This is a genomic window from Shewanella sp. 4t3-1-2LB, from assembly GCF_017368415.1.
Classification (GTDB): Bacteria; Pseudomonadota; Gammaproteobacteria; order Enterobacterales; family Shewanellaceae; genus Shewanella; species Shewanella fodinae.
The window spans coordinates 24,622-42,836 of record NZ_JAFNJD010000041.1 but is presented as its reverse complement, the minus strand read 5'-3'; the positions used below and the strand labels follow the sequence as shown (position 1 = coordinate 42,836).

The 18,215-nt window shown below is 49.5% G+C and carries 15 protein-coding genes; 8 read left to right on the top strand and 7 right to left on the bottom strand.

The features are described 5' to 3' along the window. Positions 1–241 precede the first annotated feature (241 nt). On the top strand, positions 242–610 hold the full coding sequence (locus J3L11_RS14535) for a hypothetical protein (protein WP_207571463.1): 369 nt from the start codon (positions 242–244) through the stop codon (positions 608–610). Positions 611–808: 198 nt separating this feature from the next. Here the strand turns inward: J3L11_RS14535 and J3L11_RS14530 are convergent, their stop codons facing one another. After that, positions 809–2,092: a hypothetical protein gene (locus J3L11_RS14530; protein ID WP_207571462.1), complete on the bottom strand. Its 1,284-nt coding sequence runs from the start codon at positions 2,090–2,092 to the stop codon at positions 809–811. A 589-nt stretch (positions 2,093–2,681) separates the two neighbouring features. On the opposite strand from J3L11_RS14530, the gene J3L11_RS14525 reads away from it, so the two are divergent. Continuing rightward, positions 2,682–5,633 carry a TonB-dependent receptor gene (locus tag J3L11_RS14525; RefSeq protein WP_207571461.1) on the top strand — a complete coding sequence of 984 codons (2,952 nt, stop codon included), beginning with the start codon at positions 2,682–2,684 and terminating at the stop codon, positions 5,631–5,633. Between the two features lie 81 nt (positions 5,634–5,714). Here J3L11_RS14525 and fumC read toward each other — a convergent pair whose 3' ends face one another. Next, on the bottom strand, positions 5,715–7,145 hold the full coding sequence (fumC, locus tag J3L11_RS14520; protein ID WP_207571460.1) for a class II fumarate hydratase: 1,431 nt from the start codon (positions 7,143–7,145) through the stop codon (positions 5,715–5,717). Between the two features lie 134 nt (positions 7,146–7,279). Beyond that, a complete protein-coding gene (locus J3L11_RS14515; protein ID WP_242695263.1) occupies positions 7,280–8,389 on the bottom strand; it encodes a glycerol dehydrogenase in 1,110 nt (369 codons plus the stop codon). Positions 8,390–8,583: 194 nt separating this feature from the next. On the opposite strand from J3L11_RS14515, the gene J3L11_RS14510 reads away from it, so the two are divergent. Further along, the gene (locus tag J3L11_RS14510; protein WP_207571458.1) at positions 8,584–9,411 is read left to right on the top strand and encodes an SDR family NAD(P)-dependent oxidoreductase; all 828 of its coding nucleotides are present in this window, start codon (positions 8,584–8,586) and stop codon (positions 9,409–9,411) included. Here the strand turns inward: J3L11_RS14510 and J3L11_RS14505 are convergent. Next, positions 9,408–10,052 carry a MarC family protein gene (locus J3L11_RS14505; RefSeq protein ID WP_133037434.1) on the bottom strand — a complete coding sequence of 215 codons (645 nt, stop codon included), beginning with the start codon at positions 10,050–10,052 and terminating at the stop codon, positions 9,408–9,410. The genes J3L11_RS14510 and J3L11_RS14505 overlap by 4 nt on opposite strands. Positions 10,053–10,287: 235 nt before the next feature. Here J3L11_RS14505 and J3L11_RS14500 point away from each other — a divergent pair, with 235 nt between their 5' ends. After that, positions 10,288–11,940: a LytS/YhcK type 5TM receptor domain-containing protein gene (locus J3L11_RS14500; protein ID WP_347566514.1), complete on the top strand. Its 1,653-nt coding sequence runs from the start codon at positions 10,288–10,290 to the stop codon at positions 11,938–11,940. A gap of 7 nt (positions 11,941–11,947) precedes the next feature. After that, positions 11,948–12,682: a LytTR family DNA-binding domain-containing protein gene (locus J3L11_RS14495; RefSeq protein WP_207571457.1), complete on the top strand. Its 735-nt coding sequence runs from the start codon at positions 11,948–11,950 to the stop codon at positions 12,680–12,682. A gap of 66 nt (positions 12,683–12,748) precedes the next feature. On the opposite strand, the gene J3L11_RS14490 is transcribed toward J3L11_RS14495, so the two are convergent. Continuing rightward, entirely contained in the window at positions 12,749–13,927 is a 1,179-nt protein-coding gene (locus tag J3L11_RS14490) for an MFS transporter (protein WP_207571465.1), read from the bottom strand. A gap of 320 nt (positions 13,928–14,247) precedes the next feature. Continuing rightward, positions 14,248–14,691 (bottom strand): energy transducer TonB, encoded by a 444-nt coding sequence (locus J3L11_RS14485; protein ID WP_207571456.1) that lies wholly within the window; start codon positions 14,689–14,691, stop codon positions 14,248–14,250. A gap of 212 nt (positions 14,692–14,903) precedes the next feature. Between J3L11_RS14485 and rstA the strand changes: the two genes are divergently transcribed. Genes rstA through J3L11_RS14470 form a run of 3 tightly spaced genes read left to right on the top strand, consistent with a single transcriptional unit; the run spans position 14,904 to position 17,252 of the window. Next, the gene (rstA, locus tag J3L11_RS14480; RefSeq protein WP_189618577.1) at positions 14,904–15,608 is read left to right on the top strand and encodes a two-component system response regulator RstA; all 705 of its coding nucleotides are present in this window, start codon (positions 14,904–14,906) and stop codon (positions 15,606–15,608) included. Positions 15,609–15,611: 3 nt separating this feature from the next. Then, positions 15,612–16,940, top strand: a complete 1,329-nt coding sequence (rstB, locus tag J3L11_RS14475; RefSeq protein ID WP_207571455.1) for a two-component system sensor histidine kinase RstB — start codon at positions 15,612–15,614, stop codon at positions 16,938–16,940. A 51-nt stretch (positions 16,941–16,991) separates the two neighbouring features. Next, a complete protein-coding gene (locus J3L11_RS14470) occupies positions 16,992–17,252 on the top strand; it encodes an acid-shock protein (protein WP_133037440.1) in 261 nt (86 codons plus the stop codon). Positions 17,253–17,295: 43 nt separating this feature from the next. Here the strand turns inward: J3L11_RS14470 and J3L11_RS14465 are convergent, their stop codons facing one another. Beyond that, on the bottom strand, positions 17,296–18,129 hold the full coding sequence (locus tag J3L11_RS14465) for an ABC transporter substrate-binding protein (protein WP_207571454.1): 834 nt from the start codon (positions 18,127–18,129) through the stop codon (positions 17,296–17,298). Positions 18,130–18,215 lie beyond the last annotated feature (86 nt).

The window sequence follows — 18,215 nt, the reverse complement described above, 5'->3', positions numbered from 1 at the left end:
TGCACACTTGTTACCGGTCTCTCGTAAAAGGAGCCTGCGCTAAATCGAGCTGCTGCATGAAGACCCTCAATGGCCGTTGAGGGTGGGTCTCAATTTACCCAAAAACACACGGAATTAACCATACAAGGCGCAGCATTCGCCCGCAAAAAGCGCGGGCTGGGACGGCCTACACGCCGCTTCGCTCTGTTTCGGCCGCCCATGTGCGCGGCGTTAGGCATCCGAGCCGTAAGGAGTCGAAATTGTGTTTGAAGCAATAAAGTTGAGAATGTATTTTGCAAAAATCCAAGCGGAGCTGAAAGCGCAATATAATGATCAAGCCTTTGTAAATCGAGTATGCCAATTACCCAATATAATGGAGCAGCTCGATGAGATTAGGACGAAAGCTTATTACAAGGGGCAAAAAATTGCTCCATTCCTCAACGTTTGCTTTGTGTTAGGAGAAGCAATGGAATCCGATTTACTCACCCTAGAGGATCGTGCCATATGCGCAGGGTTGCTTGCTCAGAGGCTGGAGAAGGCTTCGTCAGACCCTCATTTCAGATTAAGGCATATTATGATTTTTGGAGATCTAGAAAATAAAGTATCTGATTGGGCTGCAAAAAATGCCTAACAATCGCAGGCATAGCGACGGCTTTTTCATTGCGGCTGCGCCTCCATTACAAAGCCGCGCGTGCTGCGGGCGTTATATTGCCCCGAAAAATTCGGCGCTCCAAACCAACCCGTTACGTAAGCGTTAACCCAAAGAAATTTTATTCCGAAACTGACAAGTTATTGTTGAGGCCTTAACTCGGAAATGTCCAATTGCAACTCAGCCAAATAACAGTGCGTTGACACCACCAGCGGCCAGCCACATGGCTAACATATAGCGCCAGTTTTGCCGCAAAATAGTGCGGCTACTGGCGTTATAGCGACTCACCATCGACAAGCCGACCCCTGACAATGGACTCACCGCGGTGGCTGTGCCCCATACCGACAGATACAAAAATGCCAATTGGTTCATGTTACTCACTAGCGGCATCAGTAAAGGCGCCACCAGCGACACGCTGACCACCGGATGCACCCCTATGAGTCCAGCGAGGATCATAATAGCGCTGATCCCCCAAAATAGTGTTGGTGTCAGATGCGTTGCCGAGAAACTAAATAGGGATGGATAACAGGCAATCATGGCTGCTACCCCGGTCGAAAATACACCCGCCGCCAAGAAGAGTGAAAACTGGCTGGCAACACCTGCCAGACGCTGCTCGACATAGTTCACCAGCACTTTGCGCCTGGGTCTGCCACGTAAAAATAGTAATGCTCCCAACGGCGCAATAACGCTAATAATGGTTAGAATATTGGTCTGTTCATACATGCTGTGCAGCGTCAGCACCACGATTGCCAGCAACCCGGGAATGACCAGACTATCGCGTTTCAGCGGGTAGCCGCGAAACGCCTGCAGGTTACCACGGCTAGCTTCGAAGTAAGTCAGCGCAAACATCAGCCCTGCCATTATCAGACCCGGCAGAAATGTGGACGTCCACTGTGCGCCGGGGGCATAGGTCATCGCTACCCCAAAAGCCACAAAGAAAGGCGACCAATAAGCTCCGGCACAAAAACCCCGCATCAGCACCCGGATTTGCTCATCGGTCAGCGGATTTTTACGCGTCAAGCGATCGCCCACTACGAAGATAATCGACAGGTTAATCGCAGCGCCTAAAAGATGGCATGAAAGAATGGTTGACCAGAAGCCCTTACGGCCCGTTGGTTGTGACTGATCTTCCTGTTCTGGATTGGTCAACGCCAAAAACGATACTGCTACAAACATGGATAACAGCGGCAGGTTACGAGTCGCAGCATTATAGAAATCCAGCCCCACGCCATGCAGCACACCCCACACCAACATCAACACGCCCAAGCCAAACAAAATAGCGGATTGCTTGCGGGCTGAACGGCTGAGCGCACTCCAGCAATAACCGATTGCCAACCAGGATGCCAACGCTGGCAGATAAGGCGGCCAACCCAATGCCAACACCAATAGATACAAGCCCCAGGTGGCTAGTACCAACCACCCAGCCAATTGGCTATGGGACAAATGAGACGACAGCGCTGACATAGACCTTCCCGAACCCGGACAACTCTGGTCTGGTCACGCTACCAGCCAGGTACAAAACTGCTGCATTGTAACAGGTTTAATCCGCTGAATAACCGACGTTGATACAACAAATATGACGAATACACGCTTGATTGGCATCAACATGTACTGTCGGTGAACAACATCAGCCAATACTGCTGTTTTGTTAAAAAACCTCATTTATTGCAGCGCAATTACTTCCCATTCGCTAACGCTACTGAATAATATTTTTTAATACGATAAAAATATAACCGTCGACTCACGCCCAGCCCAATCAACTTACCCAGTGACATCGGATGACAACTGCCAGTCACAACCAAAAATATAAAAACAAATAAATACAATAATTTAAATGTAAATTGTTCAATACATCATCGCACTTTACTACCCAAAATACAGGTCATTACAACATCGCCCTTATCTCCGCATTTACAAAATTATATATCGAATATCGTATAATATATTTGACATACTATTTTGATTGTGTGTTTATTATACATGTTAGTAAAACGTGAATTAACTAACACCACAGAACAACAAGACCCATACAGATGAAGTGAAGAGGAAAGCCATGAAGAGCGATGCAGCAATTGGACGGAGGGCTCTGGCAGTGTGTTTACTGCTGACCACCACACCGCCATTTCTGAGCTATGCCGATGAAGCTGACGATGCCAACGGCGACAGCACTCAGAAAGAGAAAAAAATGGAAACCGTGACGGTGACGGGCACCCGCATTCAGCGGGCAGAATTTGCCACTAACAGTCCTATTTCTACGGTGGATGAGAAAGATATCAAGTTCCAAGGGGCGACGACTGTGGAAGGTGTCCTCAATAAGATGCCGCAGTTTACTCCCGACGCTAACGAGAACGTCTCCAACGGTGCTGATGGTACAGCGCAGATCAACTTGCGTAATCTGGGTTCAAACCGTGTGCTGACGCTAGTCAATGGACAACGTATATTGCCCACCATGGCTATGGACATGAACTTCATCCCCTCGGCGCTGGTCAAACGCATTGATGTGGTCACCGGCGGTGCTTCTGCCGTTTATGGTTCCGATGCCATTTCCGGGGTGGTTAACTTTATTTTGCAGGATGACCTTAACGGCATCGTATTTGACACTCAAGCCAGTACCTATCAGCACAATAACAACGATGATGGTTTACGAGACTTGGTAAGTAGCTATGGCTATGAAACGGCACCCGGTTCAGTCACCGACGGTGAAAAGTATGACTTCAACTTAGCCGCAGGTACTGACTTTGCTGACGACAAAGGCAATATAACGTTTTATGCCGGTTACCGCCGTACTGAACCGGTAGTACAAAGTGAACGTGACTACTCTGCCTGCTCTATCAGTGCCAACAGCACGCTTAATGGCTATGCTTGCGGCGGCTCCGGCAACAACCCTTGGGGGCGTTTCACCGTGCTGAGCGGCCCCAATACTGGTGGTTCTTATAACAACACCAAAGATGGTCAGAAAGTCTGGGACCAATACAGTGATGACTATCTGTATAACTTCAGTCCGCTCAACTACATCCAGCGTATGGACCGCCGTTACACCGCCGGGATGATGACTCACTATAATGTTTCCGACACCACACAGGTGTACGGCAGCTTTATGTTCATGGACGATCATAGCGTCTCCCAAGTCGCTCCTTCAGCGTTATGGTTTGGTAGCGATTTCGCCATCAACTGTGATAACCCACTGATGAGCGATCAACAACGTTCAGCGTTGTGCGGTACAGCAGCAGGAACCAACGAAGTGATTGACACTTATGTGGGCTATCGGCTCGACGGTACTAATGCCCGCCCGCGCCGCGATGACCTGCGCCATACCGACTATCGCTTTAACTTTGGTCTGAAAGGTGACATTACCGATGGTATCAGTTATGACGTGAGTTACCTGCGTACGGTGGCGCTATACCAAGAACGTTACATGAACGATGTTGATCAGTTCAAAGCGGCCAACGCGCTACTGGCGGTTACAGATGATGCCGGGAATGTGGTGTGCCAATCCGTCGTAAGCGGTACCGACAGTGACTGTGTGCCGATTGATGTGTTTGCCTACAGTGGTATTTCAGATGCGGGGCTGGACTATATTCTCACCACCAGCTCCACTGACAGCACTCAGACCTTGGACGTACTCAGTGGCTTTAGTCAGATTGATCTCGATTATTACGGCATTAAGCTGCCTTGGGCAGATATGGGGCCAGCATTGGTGATTGGTGGCGAACATCGTCGCGAAGTCTATGAATTCAATGCGGATGCCATCGCCAAAGCCAACGGTTCTGATGATGCCTACGGCGAAATTAAAGTGAGTGAAGGCTATACCGAGCTGGATCTGCCCATTATTGAAAATGCGCCAGGGGCAAAATATCTTGGTGTTACTGGCGGTTATCGTTACTCCAAATACGATAACAACGACGACCAAGGTAATGACACCAGCTACAGTGCTAATACCTATAAAGTAGAGCTCACTTACTCTCCGAACGACGACCTGCGTTTGCGTGGCAGTTACAACCATGCCATCCGCGCACCGAATGTCAACGAACTGTTCTCTTCGCAGGGCCTATCCAACTACTCTGGCAGCGACCCTTGTGCGGGTAGCTCGCCCTCGGCCAGTAAAGAAAAATGTGCCCATACTGGCGTAACAGAAGCCCAATATGGCCATATTGTGGAATGCCCAGCAAATCAGTGCGTCTATCAGTTTGGCGGTAATCCTTACCTGAAACCGGAACAAGCCGATACCTACACTTACGGAATCGTGCTCACCCCTACAGCAATACCGGATCTGTCGGTGTCACTGGATTATTACACTATCAAGGTCAAAGACTATATCAGCACTATCGATCCGACTTTGATTATCAACCAGTGTCTCAGCACCGGTAACAGTTACTATTGTGACCTGTTCCACCGCAGCGGTGCGGGTTCGCTGTTTGGGACTGAGGGTTATGTGGTCTCCACCACACTCAACACCGGCTATTTGCAAACCTCCGGTATCGATATCAATACCGCTTACCAGTATGAACTGGGCGAATGGGGGGCGTTGAACTTCCAATTGGTGGGAACTTGGTTAAAAGAGATGGTGACTGAACCACAACCTGGTCTTGGCACCTACGATTGTAAAGGTCTGTTTGGCCCAACATGTGGTCAGCCAGCCCCGACTTGGCGCCATAATGCCCGCATGACTTGGGCAACACCTTGGTACGATGCCCAAGTATCACTGCTGTGGCGTTATCTGGGAAGCGTGGATCTTTCATCCAACACCGACAATGAATTCCTGGCAGGAAGTGATCATTACTACGTTAACGACCATATTGGTGCCTACAACTACTTTGATCTGTCCGGTAGCATGACCTTGACTGACAACATTCAGTTGCGGGCAGGGATCAATAACCTACTGGACAAGGATCCACCGGTGATTGTCTCTAACGTGTTGAGTTCCTTTGGCAACGGCAACACCTTCCCAGGCAGCTATGATCCGCTAGGACGTCAGCTATTCATTGGCCTCACCGCCAAATTCTGATCGATTCCGAGTTTTACAGGGTTACTCCCTTACCCTCCCTGTAAGCCAAGCCCCTTTAACAGGGGCTTTTTTTACAGCAAATCAGTCATTAGGCGCTAACATCTGCTCTGGTCTAACCGCCTGATTAAACGCTTCTTTGTTTAAAAAACCTAATTGCTCTGCCGCCTGTTGCAAACTGATATTGTCTTTCAATGCTTTCTTCGCGACCTGAGCGGCCTTATCGTAGCCAATTACCGGATTCAAGGCAGTCACCAGCATCAGGCTATGCTCAAGGTGATGTGTTAATTGCTGATGATTGGCCATCAAGCCCTGCAGACAATGCTCGTTAAAACTCGCGAGTGCATCACTAAGTAACTGAATACTTTGCAAGACATTGTGAATGATCAAGGGCTTAAACACATTCAGTTGCAGCTGGCCCTGCATGCCGCCTGCGGTCACTGCCGCATCATTGCCAATAACCTGGCAGCACACCATGGATAACGCTTCACACTGCGTTGGATTAACTTTGCCCGGCATAATGCTGGAGCCAGGCTCGTTGGCGGGTAACAACAACTCATTTAAGCCACAGCGCGGGCCACTGCCCAGTAACCGAATATCATTAGCCAACTTCATCGCGGCAACGGCGGTGGTTTTCAAGGCACCTGATAGCTGCACCAGTGGCTCATGGGCGGCTAACCCAAAAAACTTGTTATCCATTTCGCGGAACGGTTGTGCCAATTCATCGGAGGCATATTTCACCACTAATGCCGGAAAGTCCTTGTGGCTGTTAAGACCGGTGCCAACTGCTGTGCCCCCGATAGGCAATGCCAATACACCGTTAAGTGATTGTTTTAGTCCGGTTCTGACAAACTGAAACTGTGTGGCAAAGGCGCTAAATTCCTGCCCTAAGGTCAAAGGTGTTGCATCTTGCAGATGTGTTCGACCAATTTTGATCAGCGCCTGCCACTCAACCGCCTTGTGCTGCAACGCAGCAATGATGTTGTCCAGCACGGGTAGCAACTGCCGCACTAGGGCATCACTGGCGGCCAGATGCATCGCGGTAGGGAAACTATCGTTACTACTTTGGCCTTTATTGACATGATCGTTGGGATGCACCGGTGTCTTACCACCGCGTTTACCCGTCAGTAGTTCATTGGCACGGCCCGCCAGCACCTCGTTGAGATTCATATTGGTCTGAGTGCCACTGCCCGTCTGCCACACAACTAACGGAAAATTATCTTGGAGTTGTCCGGCAATCACTTCATCGGCAGCCGCCACAATCGCCTGCGCCACGCTACGATCTAGTAGCCCGAGTTGCAAGTTAGCAAGCGCCGCACTTTTTTTCAGAATGGCATAAGCCCGGATAAACGTTGGTGAAAAGTTGAAGCGTTGAGCGCCGCCGATGCGAAAATTTTCACTACTGCGTTGCGTCTGTGCGCCCCAGTAACGGTCTGCGGGTACCTGGATTGAACCCATGCTGTCCTCTTCACTACGGTACGCGATGGTGCCGTGTTGAACTGTGTTATTTGCCATAACAAGGTCCTTTTCTGATTGCAGGTATGCTTAACTCTATGCCAGCTAGCTGGCTACACCAAACTGTCGGTTAGGTATAACAACGAAAATCCCCGTATTAAACGGGGATTTTTTAAGCGGTCACTGCGTAAAAACTACGCTTGTGCTTTATAACGTTCGGCCATGGCGTTGGCGGCAATCATCGCTTGATAGACATCATCTTCGGTCAGTTCCATGGTCATATTGCCCATGGTGTCACCTTCCGCACAGGCGATTTTGGCCACATTGCGCCACTCCGCTTCGACAAAGGTTTTCAGTCCCATATCGGCCAGAGTGAGCGGCAAGCCTACAACTTTGATGATGCGAATAACTTCATCAATTTCAGACTTAGGCGCATTTTCCAGCACCAGTTGGGTCAACAGCCCAAATACCACTTTTTCACCGTGTTGCGCCCGATGTAGATCAGCTACTGCAGACATGCCGTTGTTGACCGCATGCGCGCACGCCAAACCACCCGCTTCGGCACCCACACCGCTCAGATAAATAGTGGCTTCGATGGTCTGCTCCAATGCTGGGGTCACAATTTTGTTTTTGACTGCATCCATGGCGGCTTCGACGTTTTCACTCAGTAATTCAAAGCACAGTTTTGCCAAACCCAAGCCAGTACGTGAAGGCTTTTTCAGTACCAGATTCACGCCATCAGCGGCATAACAGGTACGCGCCTCAAAGTAAGTTGCCAACGCATCGCCCACACCGGCGGCGAAGAAGCGCGCTGGTGCCGCACATAGAATGGAGGTATCAGCAATCACCGCATCAGGATTCTGTGGCAGGAACAGGTAACGTTCAAATTCGCCTGTTTCAGTGTAGATAACCGCCAGCGCGGTACAAGGCGCATCGGTGGACGCAATTGTCGGGTAAAGTACCACTGGTAACTTATGGTAGTAAGCAACCGCTTTAGCGGAGTCGAGGGTTTTACCGCCACCAACGCCCACGATCACGTTAGCGCGTTGCTGTTCGGCCAAAGCCCCGAGACGCTTGATCTCTGTCTCACTACATTCGTAATTAAATTTTTCGACAGCGGCTTCAATGCCTGCATCAGTCAAGCTACTAACGGCTTCATCTTTGACCCGATTCAGAATAAATTCATCGCTGATAATGAAAGCGTTATCACCAAAATCCTTAACATAGTCATGCATTTGACCCAGCAAGCCTTTGCCGATGATGAATTTTTTAGGTGAGGTTACAGTGCGTGGTGTGATAGTCATAACTCCTCCGAGTTTCATGTTGCGTCCCTTAATTCTGTGACACACATCATACTCCAATTAATTAACTACAGCTGAATTTCATGCTGCATAACCCTGAAAATAGTATGGCAATCCAACTTGCCAAAGACGCGATCTATTAGCGTTAACCTGTTGTATCAGATAGCATCAATCACAGCTCAAATGGAATGGAGAAGATGATGACCGATCTCAGACAACGGACAGTACTGATCACCGGCGGTGCCTCAGGGATTGGGCTGCTTATGGCACAACATTTTGCTAAAGAAGGCGCAGCCAAGGTGGTGCTGTGGGATATTAATGCCGCCTTACTGCAACAAGCGATCAGCTCACTGCAACACCATTTTGGTCTTGAACGGATCTGTGGCTGGCAGGTGGATATCTGTCAACTATCACAGATGCATGAAGCACTGCAGCAGATGCATGTCGCTGGCATTAACGTTGATATTCTGGTGAACAATGCTGGCATTATCGTGGGTAAGCAATTCAGCGAGCATTCGGCCGAAGAAATTGACCGTACTATGGCCGTCAACGCCATTGCCCCGATGCAACTATGTCTGGCGTTACTCCCCAATATGCGTGGCAATGGCCTAGGCCATATCGTTAATATTGCTTCCGCTGCGGCTTTGGTGGCTAATCCCAATATGTCTGTCTATTGCGCCAGTAAATGGGCGGCGGTGGGCTGGTCGGATTCACTCAGATTGGAAATGATGCAGCAACGTACTGGGGTGAAAGTCACCACCGTGATGCCTTATTACATCAACACCGGGATGTTTGCTGGCGTGCAATCGCGGATATTGCCGATACTTAAGCCAGAAAAGGTTGCCAAGCGCATTGTAAACGCAGTGAAACAGGATGCGATCATCCTGAAAATGCCGCGTCTGCTATATCTGCTGCCGCTATTGCAAGGGCTGCTGCCGCAACGCTGGTTTGACAAAGTGGTGGGCGAGTGGCTGGGAATTTACCACACGATGGATACCTTCCACGGCCGCGGCAATAAAGACTAACTACCCCCCAACGCGAAGGCATTTTTAATGCCTTCAATCACCATACCGGTACCAATCACCGCCACAATCAACCCCATTAGCCGGGTAATTACGCCCATAGCCGCACGGCCGATATAACGGATGAAACGCTCGCCAAAAATAAATACCACATAAGTGATCACACATAACAACGCAAAGGCGAGAATGATAAAACTGATGTTGATCAAGCCACCGTCTGCAGACAGGTTCATTGCCGTAGTAATAGTGCCTGGGCCAGCCAACATCGGCATTGCCAGCGGAAAGGTTGCCGGATCATCATCGCTGCTGTCACTGGCAAGTGAATCATCCAAACTATGGGGGTGATGCATACGCGAATGCTTACCCTGTAACATGTTGATACCTATAAGGAATACCAAACATCCCCCAGTAATTCTAAAGGCATCCATATTCAGGCCAAACAGTCCGAAAATCATTTTACCCGCCACCGCAAACGCCAGCACGATGATAAACGCTTGGATTACCGCCCGCCGGGCGATAGCCACCCGATGCTGTGAGCTCATGCCTTCGGTAAGTCCGAGAAACACCGGGGTATTGGCAATCGGATTCATGATGGCGAAAAACGCCATAAATGCGGTGGCAAAGTGCAGAAATAATGCATCCATCAGTGGTCAGTATCCTTAGCGGCCGGAGTTGTTATGGTAGCAAGCTGTCCAAGGCATTTCAGCAGTTATTACCCTTAAAAATACTGATATCAGTCACTTCTTCTGCCATTACAGCAACGCCGCCCGCAACTGAAGCGGAATAGCGGGTTATTGCCATATTTTTGTATGTCGGCACATGCTAATCTAGTCCCTCATTACCGCCAGATATTGCCTGTATCGGCGCATGGGAGGAAAGGTGTATTCCGAGCAGTTGATGATGCTACTGGCCGTACTGGAACGGGCAGCGCTGATGCTGATGGCGCTGTTTTTGCTCACCAGAAGTCAGCGTTTTCAGCAGATTTTTCAGAAGAAAGATCGCCATCCTTGGGAACTGATATTGGTCTCCCTATTGTTTGTCTGTTTTGCAGTGTTCAGTACCTACACTGGCATCCATGTAGAAGGCTCGCTAGTTAACGTGCGCATTATTGCGATCATGTCGGGTGGCTTGCTGTTTGGGCCGGCAGTGGGGATCCCGGCCGGAATTATCTCTGGTATTCACCGTTATCTGATTGATATTGACGGCCCGACCTCGATTCCCTGCCTGATCAGCAGCATCACAGCGGGCTTGTTGTCCACTTGGATGTATTTCCGCTGTAAACGTGAACAACTCTGGCTGTGGGGCATTATCGGCGGCATGTTGTGTGAAGGCTTAACCATGTTGCTGATTGTGACACTGGCACCACAACCGCAAGTAGGCTGGAATATTGTCAGCGTGATTGCTTTCCCGATGATCTGCGGCACTATTTGTATCGGGCTAATCGTACAGTTAGTGCAAAATCTGGATGATGAGAAAGAGCGTATTGCCGGGCAGCATGCCAAACTCGCGCTGGATATTGCTAATCGCACCCTACCCTATTTTCGTGAGAATAACCGCAGCGGCCTGCGTCAGGTTTGCAGCATTATCCGCGAACACATCAGTGCTGACGCGGTGGCCATGACCAATACTGACGATGTACTGGCCTATGTGGGCCATGCCGAGGCCAATTATTGGCAACATTACCACGGCATGAGCAGTGTTACCCGCAAGGCGCTGGATTCAGGCAAAGTGATTATTAACAACGGCATTGATTATGCCGATTTTCACTCGCTGATGATTGTGCCGTTAACCGAAAACAACCAAGTGACCGGCACGCTGAAAATCTACTATTGTCACGAAGGCCGCATCACTGACTCACTGAAAGAGATGGCAATTGGCTTGTCACATGTGATTTCCACACAAATTGAAGCCGCCCGCAGTGATCAACTGAAACAGATGGCGGCAAAGGCAGAGTTTTCAGCGCTACAAAACAAGATTAATCCCCACTTTCTGTTTAACAGCCTCAACGCCATCTCCTCATTGATCCGCCTGCGCCCAGAAGAAGCGAGGCAACTGATCTCCAATTTGGCAGATTTTCTGCGCTATAACCTCAAGCGCAATGAGGAACTGATCGATATTCAGGAAGAGCTGGAGCAGGTACGCGATTATGTTGCCATCGAAAAAGCCCGTTTTGGCAAGAAACTAACCGTTACTTTTGATGTGGACGACGTGCACCAGAAAGTCCCGGGACTGTTACTGCAACCTTTGGTAGAAAACGCCATTTTGCACGGCATTCAGCCCGTACGCGGTAATGGCGAAGTCACCATTGCGGTAAAGCAGCATACAGATCAGTTGCTGGTCACCGTGCGCGATACCGGCAAAGGTATTGATGAAGCGATTATTGAGGGCCTGTATCATGGAAAAGTACCGAGTGACCATATCGGACTGATGAATGTGCATGAACGGGTGAAACTGCTGTACGGTCACGGATTGACGATTCGCCGCTGCGAGCCCGGCACCGAAGTGTCTTTTAGCATTACTCAACGAAAATGAAACCAATATGAAAGCGATTATTGTGGAAGACGAACCGCTAGCGATGGAAGAACTGCAGTACATCATCCGAAAACATAGTCAGCTAGAGGTGGTAGCGACCTTTGAAGACGGATTGGATGCCTTTAAATATCTGCAACAACAGCAAGTGGATGTTGCCTTCCTAGATATCAATGTGCCCTCAATTGACGGCATGTTACTAGCACGGAATATTCACCAGTTTGCCAAGAAGCCCTTCATCATATTTACCACCGCTCATAAGGATTTCGCCGCCGAAGCATTCGAGATAGAAGCCTTTGATTATATTCTTAAACCTTTTAACGAAAACCGCATCCAGGGCGTACTACAAAAACTGGAGGCCAGTGCTGAAGCGGCAACAGCCCCTCCGTCGTTGATGACCGCCTCGCCATCACGCAGCAGTACGGTAAACCTGTATAAAGGCGAGCGTATCTGTGTCGCAGACGTCAGTAGCATCTTATATGTGGAAGCGGCCGAGAAGTTGACCAAAGTGTTCACTGCCAACGACGACTTTGTGGTGCCAATGACCATCAGCGAATTCTTTGAGAAGTTACCGCCGGAGCAATTTTTCCGCTGCCACCGCTCATTCGGCATCAATCTGACAAAAGTGCAGGAAATCACCCCCTGGTATAACAGCACCTATCTGGTGAAACTCCAGGGGAGTGAACATCAGTTGCCAGTCAGTCGCAGCCACATCCGCGAGTTTCGCGAACTGATGGGGCTTTAGGTAAAAAAATGCCCCATATAACATGGGGCCAAGGATGGTGCCTTTCAAACAATTAAACTACCGCAGTTACACTAACGATGGTACGCGGTTAGGCGCCTTAACTAGCAATGACAGCAACAACGACAACGCCAATAATCCAAAAATCACGCTGAAAGTGGCGCTAAAACCGCCTAACAACGCCGCCACCATCGAGCCACACAAACTGCCGATACCAAAGCCCAGATAAATTGCGCCGTAATTCTTGGTGAGATTATTCAACCCGAAAAAATCACTGACCAGCGACGGGTACACAGTGATGGTGCCGCCGAAACTAAAAGCGATACACCCAAGGGCCAAGTAAAAGTTCATTATTGTCATGTGACCAAATAACAGAATCGTCATCCCCAGCAGACTTGATAACAGCGCCAGTGATATTACCCGCATACGCGGCATCTTGTCGGATAGCACCCCCAATACCAAGCGCCCGCCAAGGTTCGCCATGGCAATCACTGCCACAGCGTTGGCAGCAATAGAGAAACTCAGCCCGGCATACTGTTCACCAATATCTTTGGCTACGCCAATCACATATAAACCACTCATACATACCGTCAAGAAAATCAATGCCAGCATCCAGAACTGTGGCCGCATCATCGCTTCTGCTAAGGTGAAATCATTGGTTTGTCGCTGACCGCCCGCGGCCTGTTTTGGTGCATCGCTCATCAACAGACCACCGATAACCACCATGACGGTAGCTATCGCCCCCCAATACAGGAAGGTGTTATTCAGTCCCACATGTTCCAACAACGCTAAATTGATGTACTTGAAGCCGAGGCTCCCTAAACCGTAAGCACCGATGGACAAGGCTGAAATAGCACCTTTGCGCTCTGGAAACCAGCGCACGCAGTTTGAGAGCGTCAGTAAGTATCCAGTACCGTCAGCAAATCCCAACAGCAAACCCGCGCAAAGATACAGCATGGCAACACTGCTGGCATGGGCCGTAAGCAGCAACCCGGCCCCCATCATTAAGCCCGCAGCAATAGTGACTTTTGTCACCCCAAAACGTTCCTGCATCTTGCCGGAAATAGATGATGCCAGTGCCAGCGACAAACTGAGAATACCGAAGGAAAAAGCCACGTTGTCCACCGGGACGTTAAGCTTTTCGGCCAATCCTGCATTAAACAGACTCCAGGTATATACCGAACCCAAGGCAAACTGGGCAATGATAGTACCGATGAGAGTCAGCACTCTGATGCGACTGACCGACATGACGCGTTGTTGCTGACCGGAATAGTTTTCCAGGGTAATCGTTTGATTGACGCTCATAACATACTCCTCGCAAGCGGGTTTATCCGCTGAAGTTCGCTGTTGATGAGGTCAATAAACGCCTTCTGCTATACCACCACAATAGCCGCGGCCAAAGATAAAATGAGTTGCCTCCAGGCCGGAATGAAATGCAAATTATCGGTATGAATTGCAGTTCAGGAATTGCTTAAATTTACAACGCACTATCTGTAGGACAGAAAGAGAAGAAACTAAACTGGCAACAAACGGCTAGAATAGGCAGTCATTGACTGCCCTGGCATCCGTTAACTGGCAGTACCACAATGTTGCTGCCATTGCTTAAGATTGCGCGAACCGCTGGTCTTGAATGATAAGTCAACGATAGTCAACACTGGCTGGTGTTGCGGATTGCTACTGGCAGCCGTCCAACGCCACTTACCTACAGCTTCGGCTGAAGCAAAATCAAATACGTCTTGTGGATAAGATTGCAAGAGTTTGACGTAATCAACTTTTCCATCGGCGTTAATTGCCAGCAGCAGTTTTACGCATCCTGCTTCGAAATTTTTCGCCATTTCAACCGGATATCGTGGTTCCTTACGATGCTTAAGCACCCAATAGCTCGCCATCTCTTGGGATGATGCCTGGGTTAAGTCAACATACTGAGTGGCCGCGGCATTGGTTTGCGGTGAGGTAGATTGGCAACCGCTAATAGCAAACGCAAATGCACACAATATCAACGCTAATTTCATGAAAACTCCTTGGCTATGCCCGAAAAACTTACGAGGAAAGCAACCGTGCCCCCTGATAATCGCCGACAAAATCTACTACAAATCCCTTTTAATCGACAGAGTTAATTAAAGCAGCAACGTTTATCCAGCATGGCGTGACTGGAAATATTTACAGTGCCCCATTTTCTTCCCCAACCGCTGCGTTATGCTGATGCTACTTAGCAGGAGAGTATATGCACCGTATTTTACTCGTAGAAGACGAACCAGAAATTGGTCAGTTGATTAGCGACTGGCTGGCAAAACATGATATGCAGGTAGTGGTGGAAAATCGTGGCGACCTTGCATTACAGCGGGTACAGGAAGAAAAGCCCGAGCTCATTCTGCTGGATATCATGTTACCGGGTATGGATGGTCTGTCGCTGTGCCGCAAACTGCGCCAGAGTTTTCACGGACCGATTGTGATGTTGACGTCACTCGACAGCGATATGAATCAAGTGCTGGCACTGGAACTCGGCGCGAATGATTACATTCTGAAGACCACACCGCCTAACGTGTTAGTTGCGCGGTTGCGGGTACAATTGCGGCAGCTTGCCAGTATCACCCCGCAGCAACCGCCAAAAATGTCTGGCCGCCTGCAGTTAGGGACATTAATCATCGACTATAACAGCCGCGATGTCAGGTTACAGGGACAAGCGGTAGCACTGTCCACCAGTGATTTTGAACTACTGTGGCAACTAGCGAGTCATAGCGGCCAGATCCTCAGTCGTGAAACGCTGTTCAAACAACTCAAGGGTCGCGAATATGATGGGATAGATCGCAGCATGGATGTGGCGATATCCAGGCTCAGACAGAAACTGGGAGATAACGCTGAACTGCCCACTCGGATCAAAACTATTCGTAACAAGGGCTATCTGTTAGTTGCGGATGAGTGGTCATAAACGATGCGTCATCTATTTACCCAATTCTACCTGCTGGTATTTGGATGTTTTCTGGTGGCGGCATTGCTGATGGGAGGCATCTACCAATTTACCGAAGAGCGCACCGGCAACCGCTATCTGGAAGGCTTGGTACAGGATTTTCTGGACCGCCTTACGCAGGAATTAGCTACCGTGCCACAGCCGCAGTGGCCTGCCAAAATCGATGATTTCAGCCAACGGCTGCATCTGGCATTACACACGGCACCACTGGATACCCAACCGCTGGCCCGAGAAGATATCGCTTTTCTACAAGCTGGCAATATCGTGATAGTTGAGGACGACGCCACGTTTCGCCAGCGCATCCCCAACAGTAATATGGTGCTGATTATCGGCCCAGTGCCTTATTTGTCGTTCCGGCACGAACAGCACTGGCTGGTATTGGGTTTTATTGTGTTGCTGGGGCTATCGCTGGCAATCCCAATTCTGTTGTGGATGCGACCACATTGGCGCGATATGCAGCAGTTAGAAGCCGCCGCCAAGCGCTTAGGTAACGGCGAACTCAACGCCAGAGCCGCACTGGACAATAGCAGTAGTCTGGCAACCTTAGGTCACACTTTTGACCAGATGGCACAACGGTTACAGGAACTTATCAGTGGCCGTAAACAGCTTACCGATGCCATTGCCCATGAGCTGCGTACGCCCTTGGTACGTTTGCGTTACCGCCTGGCGTTACTAGAACCAGCACCAAGTCAGGCCGACAGTGCGGCATTGGAACATGACATCGAGGCCTTGGAGTTTCTGATCGAAGAGATGTTGACCTACAGTCGGCTCAATCAACCGGAACTACCATTACAACTGAGTGAGGTGGAGTTGGGACAATGGGCCAGAGAACGCCTGGCCGACTGGCAGGCACAAGGCGCAGCACACCAAGTGACGCTCAGTTGCCCTATGGCACCAATATATTGGCGCGGTGATGTGCGCTTGTTAGCGCGGGCGATGGATAATCTAGTGGGCAATGCAGTGCGTCATGGTCACAGTGAGGTGCAGATCCGGCTGACACAGGACAACCCCCAATGGATTTGCCTGTCAGTGCAGGATGATGGCCCCGGAGTCGCGACAAAAGAAGCCCAGCGCATCTTTGAGCCTTTTGTCAGGCTTGATGAAAGCCGCGACCGACGCACCGGCGGCATTGGCTTAGGCTTGGCAATTGTCCGCAGTATTGCCCAGTTACATGGCGGAGAAATCAGCTTACAACCCAGCAACCAAGGGGCGCTTTTTTGCTTAAAGTTGCCTGTACATTTGGATACAAACGGTTACCAGAGCAGCACAGACCCGCAGCATCCAGCTGCCTAATATAACTAGCAAAGGAGCACCGGGCTCCCGAGTCTATCCGAGGTCTGAATTATGAAAAAAATGCTGCCACTGGCCATTGCCGCTGTTTTTGCCCTGAATACCGCCGCTGTTATGGCTGCTGAACCTACTACTAGCACTGAAACTGCACCACAGGTTGCAACCCAACACAGCACTAATCCTCAAGTTAAACAGGTGAAAAAACAGCATCACAAGAAAGCCGAAAAGAAAGTTGTGAAAAAACAGGCTAAGAAAGCAGAGAAAAAAGCCCCAGCAACTGAAGCTCAGCCTCAAGCTGCCAAAACTGCAGAATAATCTCATTGCAGTACAGTCGAAGCCTCGCAATAGCGGGGCTTTGTTATTTATTAAGCGGATTAAGCAGCGAGGGTTCCAGGTTGATATTGTAACGCAGGTAATGTTTGTCCAATGTTTTAATAAAGGGATTGTCTAACCGAATAATCCGCCGCTGCTGTAATCGATTAATGGACGGTTTGAAATAACGGTTCCATAAACGGATAAAACTGCCATCTTCATAAGCCCGCACCAGCCCAAGATAAACACGTTGTGCATTTTGTGCGTTATTTTTATCGGTAACGAAAAAACGTGGCAATGGGTAATACAGCGCCAGACAAGGTTCCACCTGTAACATGCCGTAATCGTGAACGGCGTTTTGTCGCTCGATATCAATCTCATTCACTGCGCGGAAAAACAGGTCGGCACGGCTTGCTCGCAACATATTAAACATATTCTCGTACTGGTTGACCTGTTGCACTTTGAAGCCATTGGCCAGCAGTATCTTGCTATCCAGCCAGCCGATCCCCTGGACAATACTCAGCTGTTGCAGTGCTGCTTTATCGAGCTGACAAAAACGCTGCAGCTCAGTTCCTTCAGCCCGGATGAATGCCACCCGATAGCCGTCCATACCACGAGCCAGCGGAAAAGCTACCACCGCAAAGTCTGTAAGCATCTCATCGGTTACCGACGCCCGAACAAACATATTGTCAAAGTGACCCTGCTGTAATTCGCGCAGCAACCTGGCTTTATTCAGATAGTTTCCGGCCTCCTGCATAACAAACGGGCCATATTCATCCTGCGTTTTTTCCAATGCCAGCTGCAATGCCTCCTTGACGAAAGCTTTACGTCCATCCAAGTTGCCTTCTGCAGCCTGATAACGAAACACCGTGGGTGTCACATCAGCAGACCTCCCTGCACAACAAATCAACATCAATAACAACGCCAGCAGGCATTGCCAAGCTCGGAGGCTCCGCAGAGTTTGCG

Coding starts and splice junctions, on each gene's coding strand:
- J3L11_RS14530 (WP_207571462.1), bottom strand. CDS start 2,092: ATGTCAGCGCTGTCGTCTCATTTGTCCCATAGCCAATTGGCTGGGTGG.
- J3L11_RS14525 (WP_207571461.1), top strand. CDS start 2,682: ATGAAGAGCGATGCAGCAATTGGACGGAGGGCTCTGGCAGTGTGTTTA.
- fumC (WP_207571460.1), bottom strand. CDS start 7,145: ATGGCAAATAACACAGTTCAACACGGCACCATCGCGTACCGTAGTGAA.
- J3L11_RS14515 (WP_242695263.1), bottom strand. CDS start 8,389: ATGACTATCACACCACGCACTGTAACCTCACCTAAAAAATTCATCATC.
- J3L11_RS14510 (WP_207571458.1), top strand. CDS start 8,584: ATGATGACCGATCTCAGACAACGGACAGTACTGATCACCGGCGGTGCC.
- J3L11_RS14505 (WP_133037434.1), bottom strand. CDS start 10,052: ATGGATGCATTATTTCTGCACTTTGCCACCGCATTTATGGCGTTTTTC.
- J3L11_RS14495 (WP_207571457.1), top strand. CDS start 11,948: ATGAAAGCGATTATTGTGGAAGACGAACCGCTAGCGATGGAAGAACTG.
- J3L11_RS14490 (WP_207571465.1), bottom strand. CDS start 13,927: ATGTCGGTCAGTCGCATCAGAGTGCTGACTCTCATCGGTACTATCATT.
- J3L11_RS14485 (WP_207571456.1), bottom strand. CDS start 14,691: ATGAAATTAGCGTTGATATTGTGTGCATTTGCGTTTGCTATTAGCGGT.
- rstA (WP_189618577.1), top strand. CDS start 14,904: ATGCACCGTATTTTACTCGTAGAAGACGAACCAGAAATTGGTCAGTTG.
- rstB (WP_207571455.1), top strand. CDS start 15,612: ATGCGTCATCTATTTACCCAATTCTACCTGCTGGTATTTGGATGTTTT.
- J3L11_RS14470 (WP_133037440.1), top strand. CDS start 16,992: ATGAAAAAAATGCTGCCACTGGCCATTGCCGCTGTTTTTGCCCTGAAT.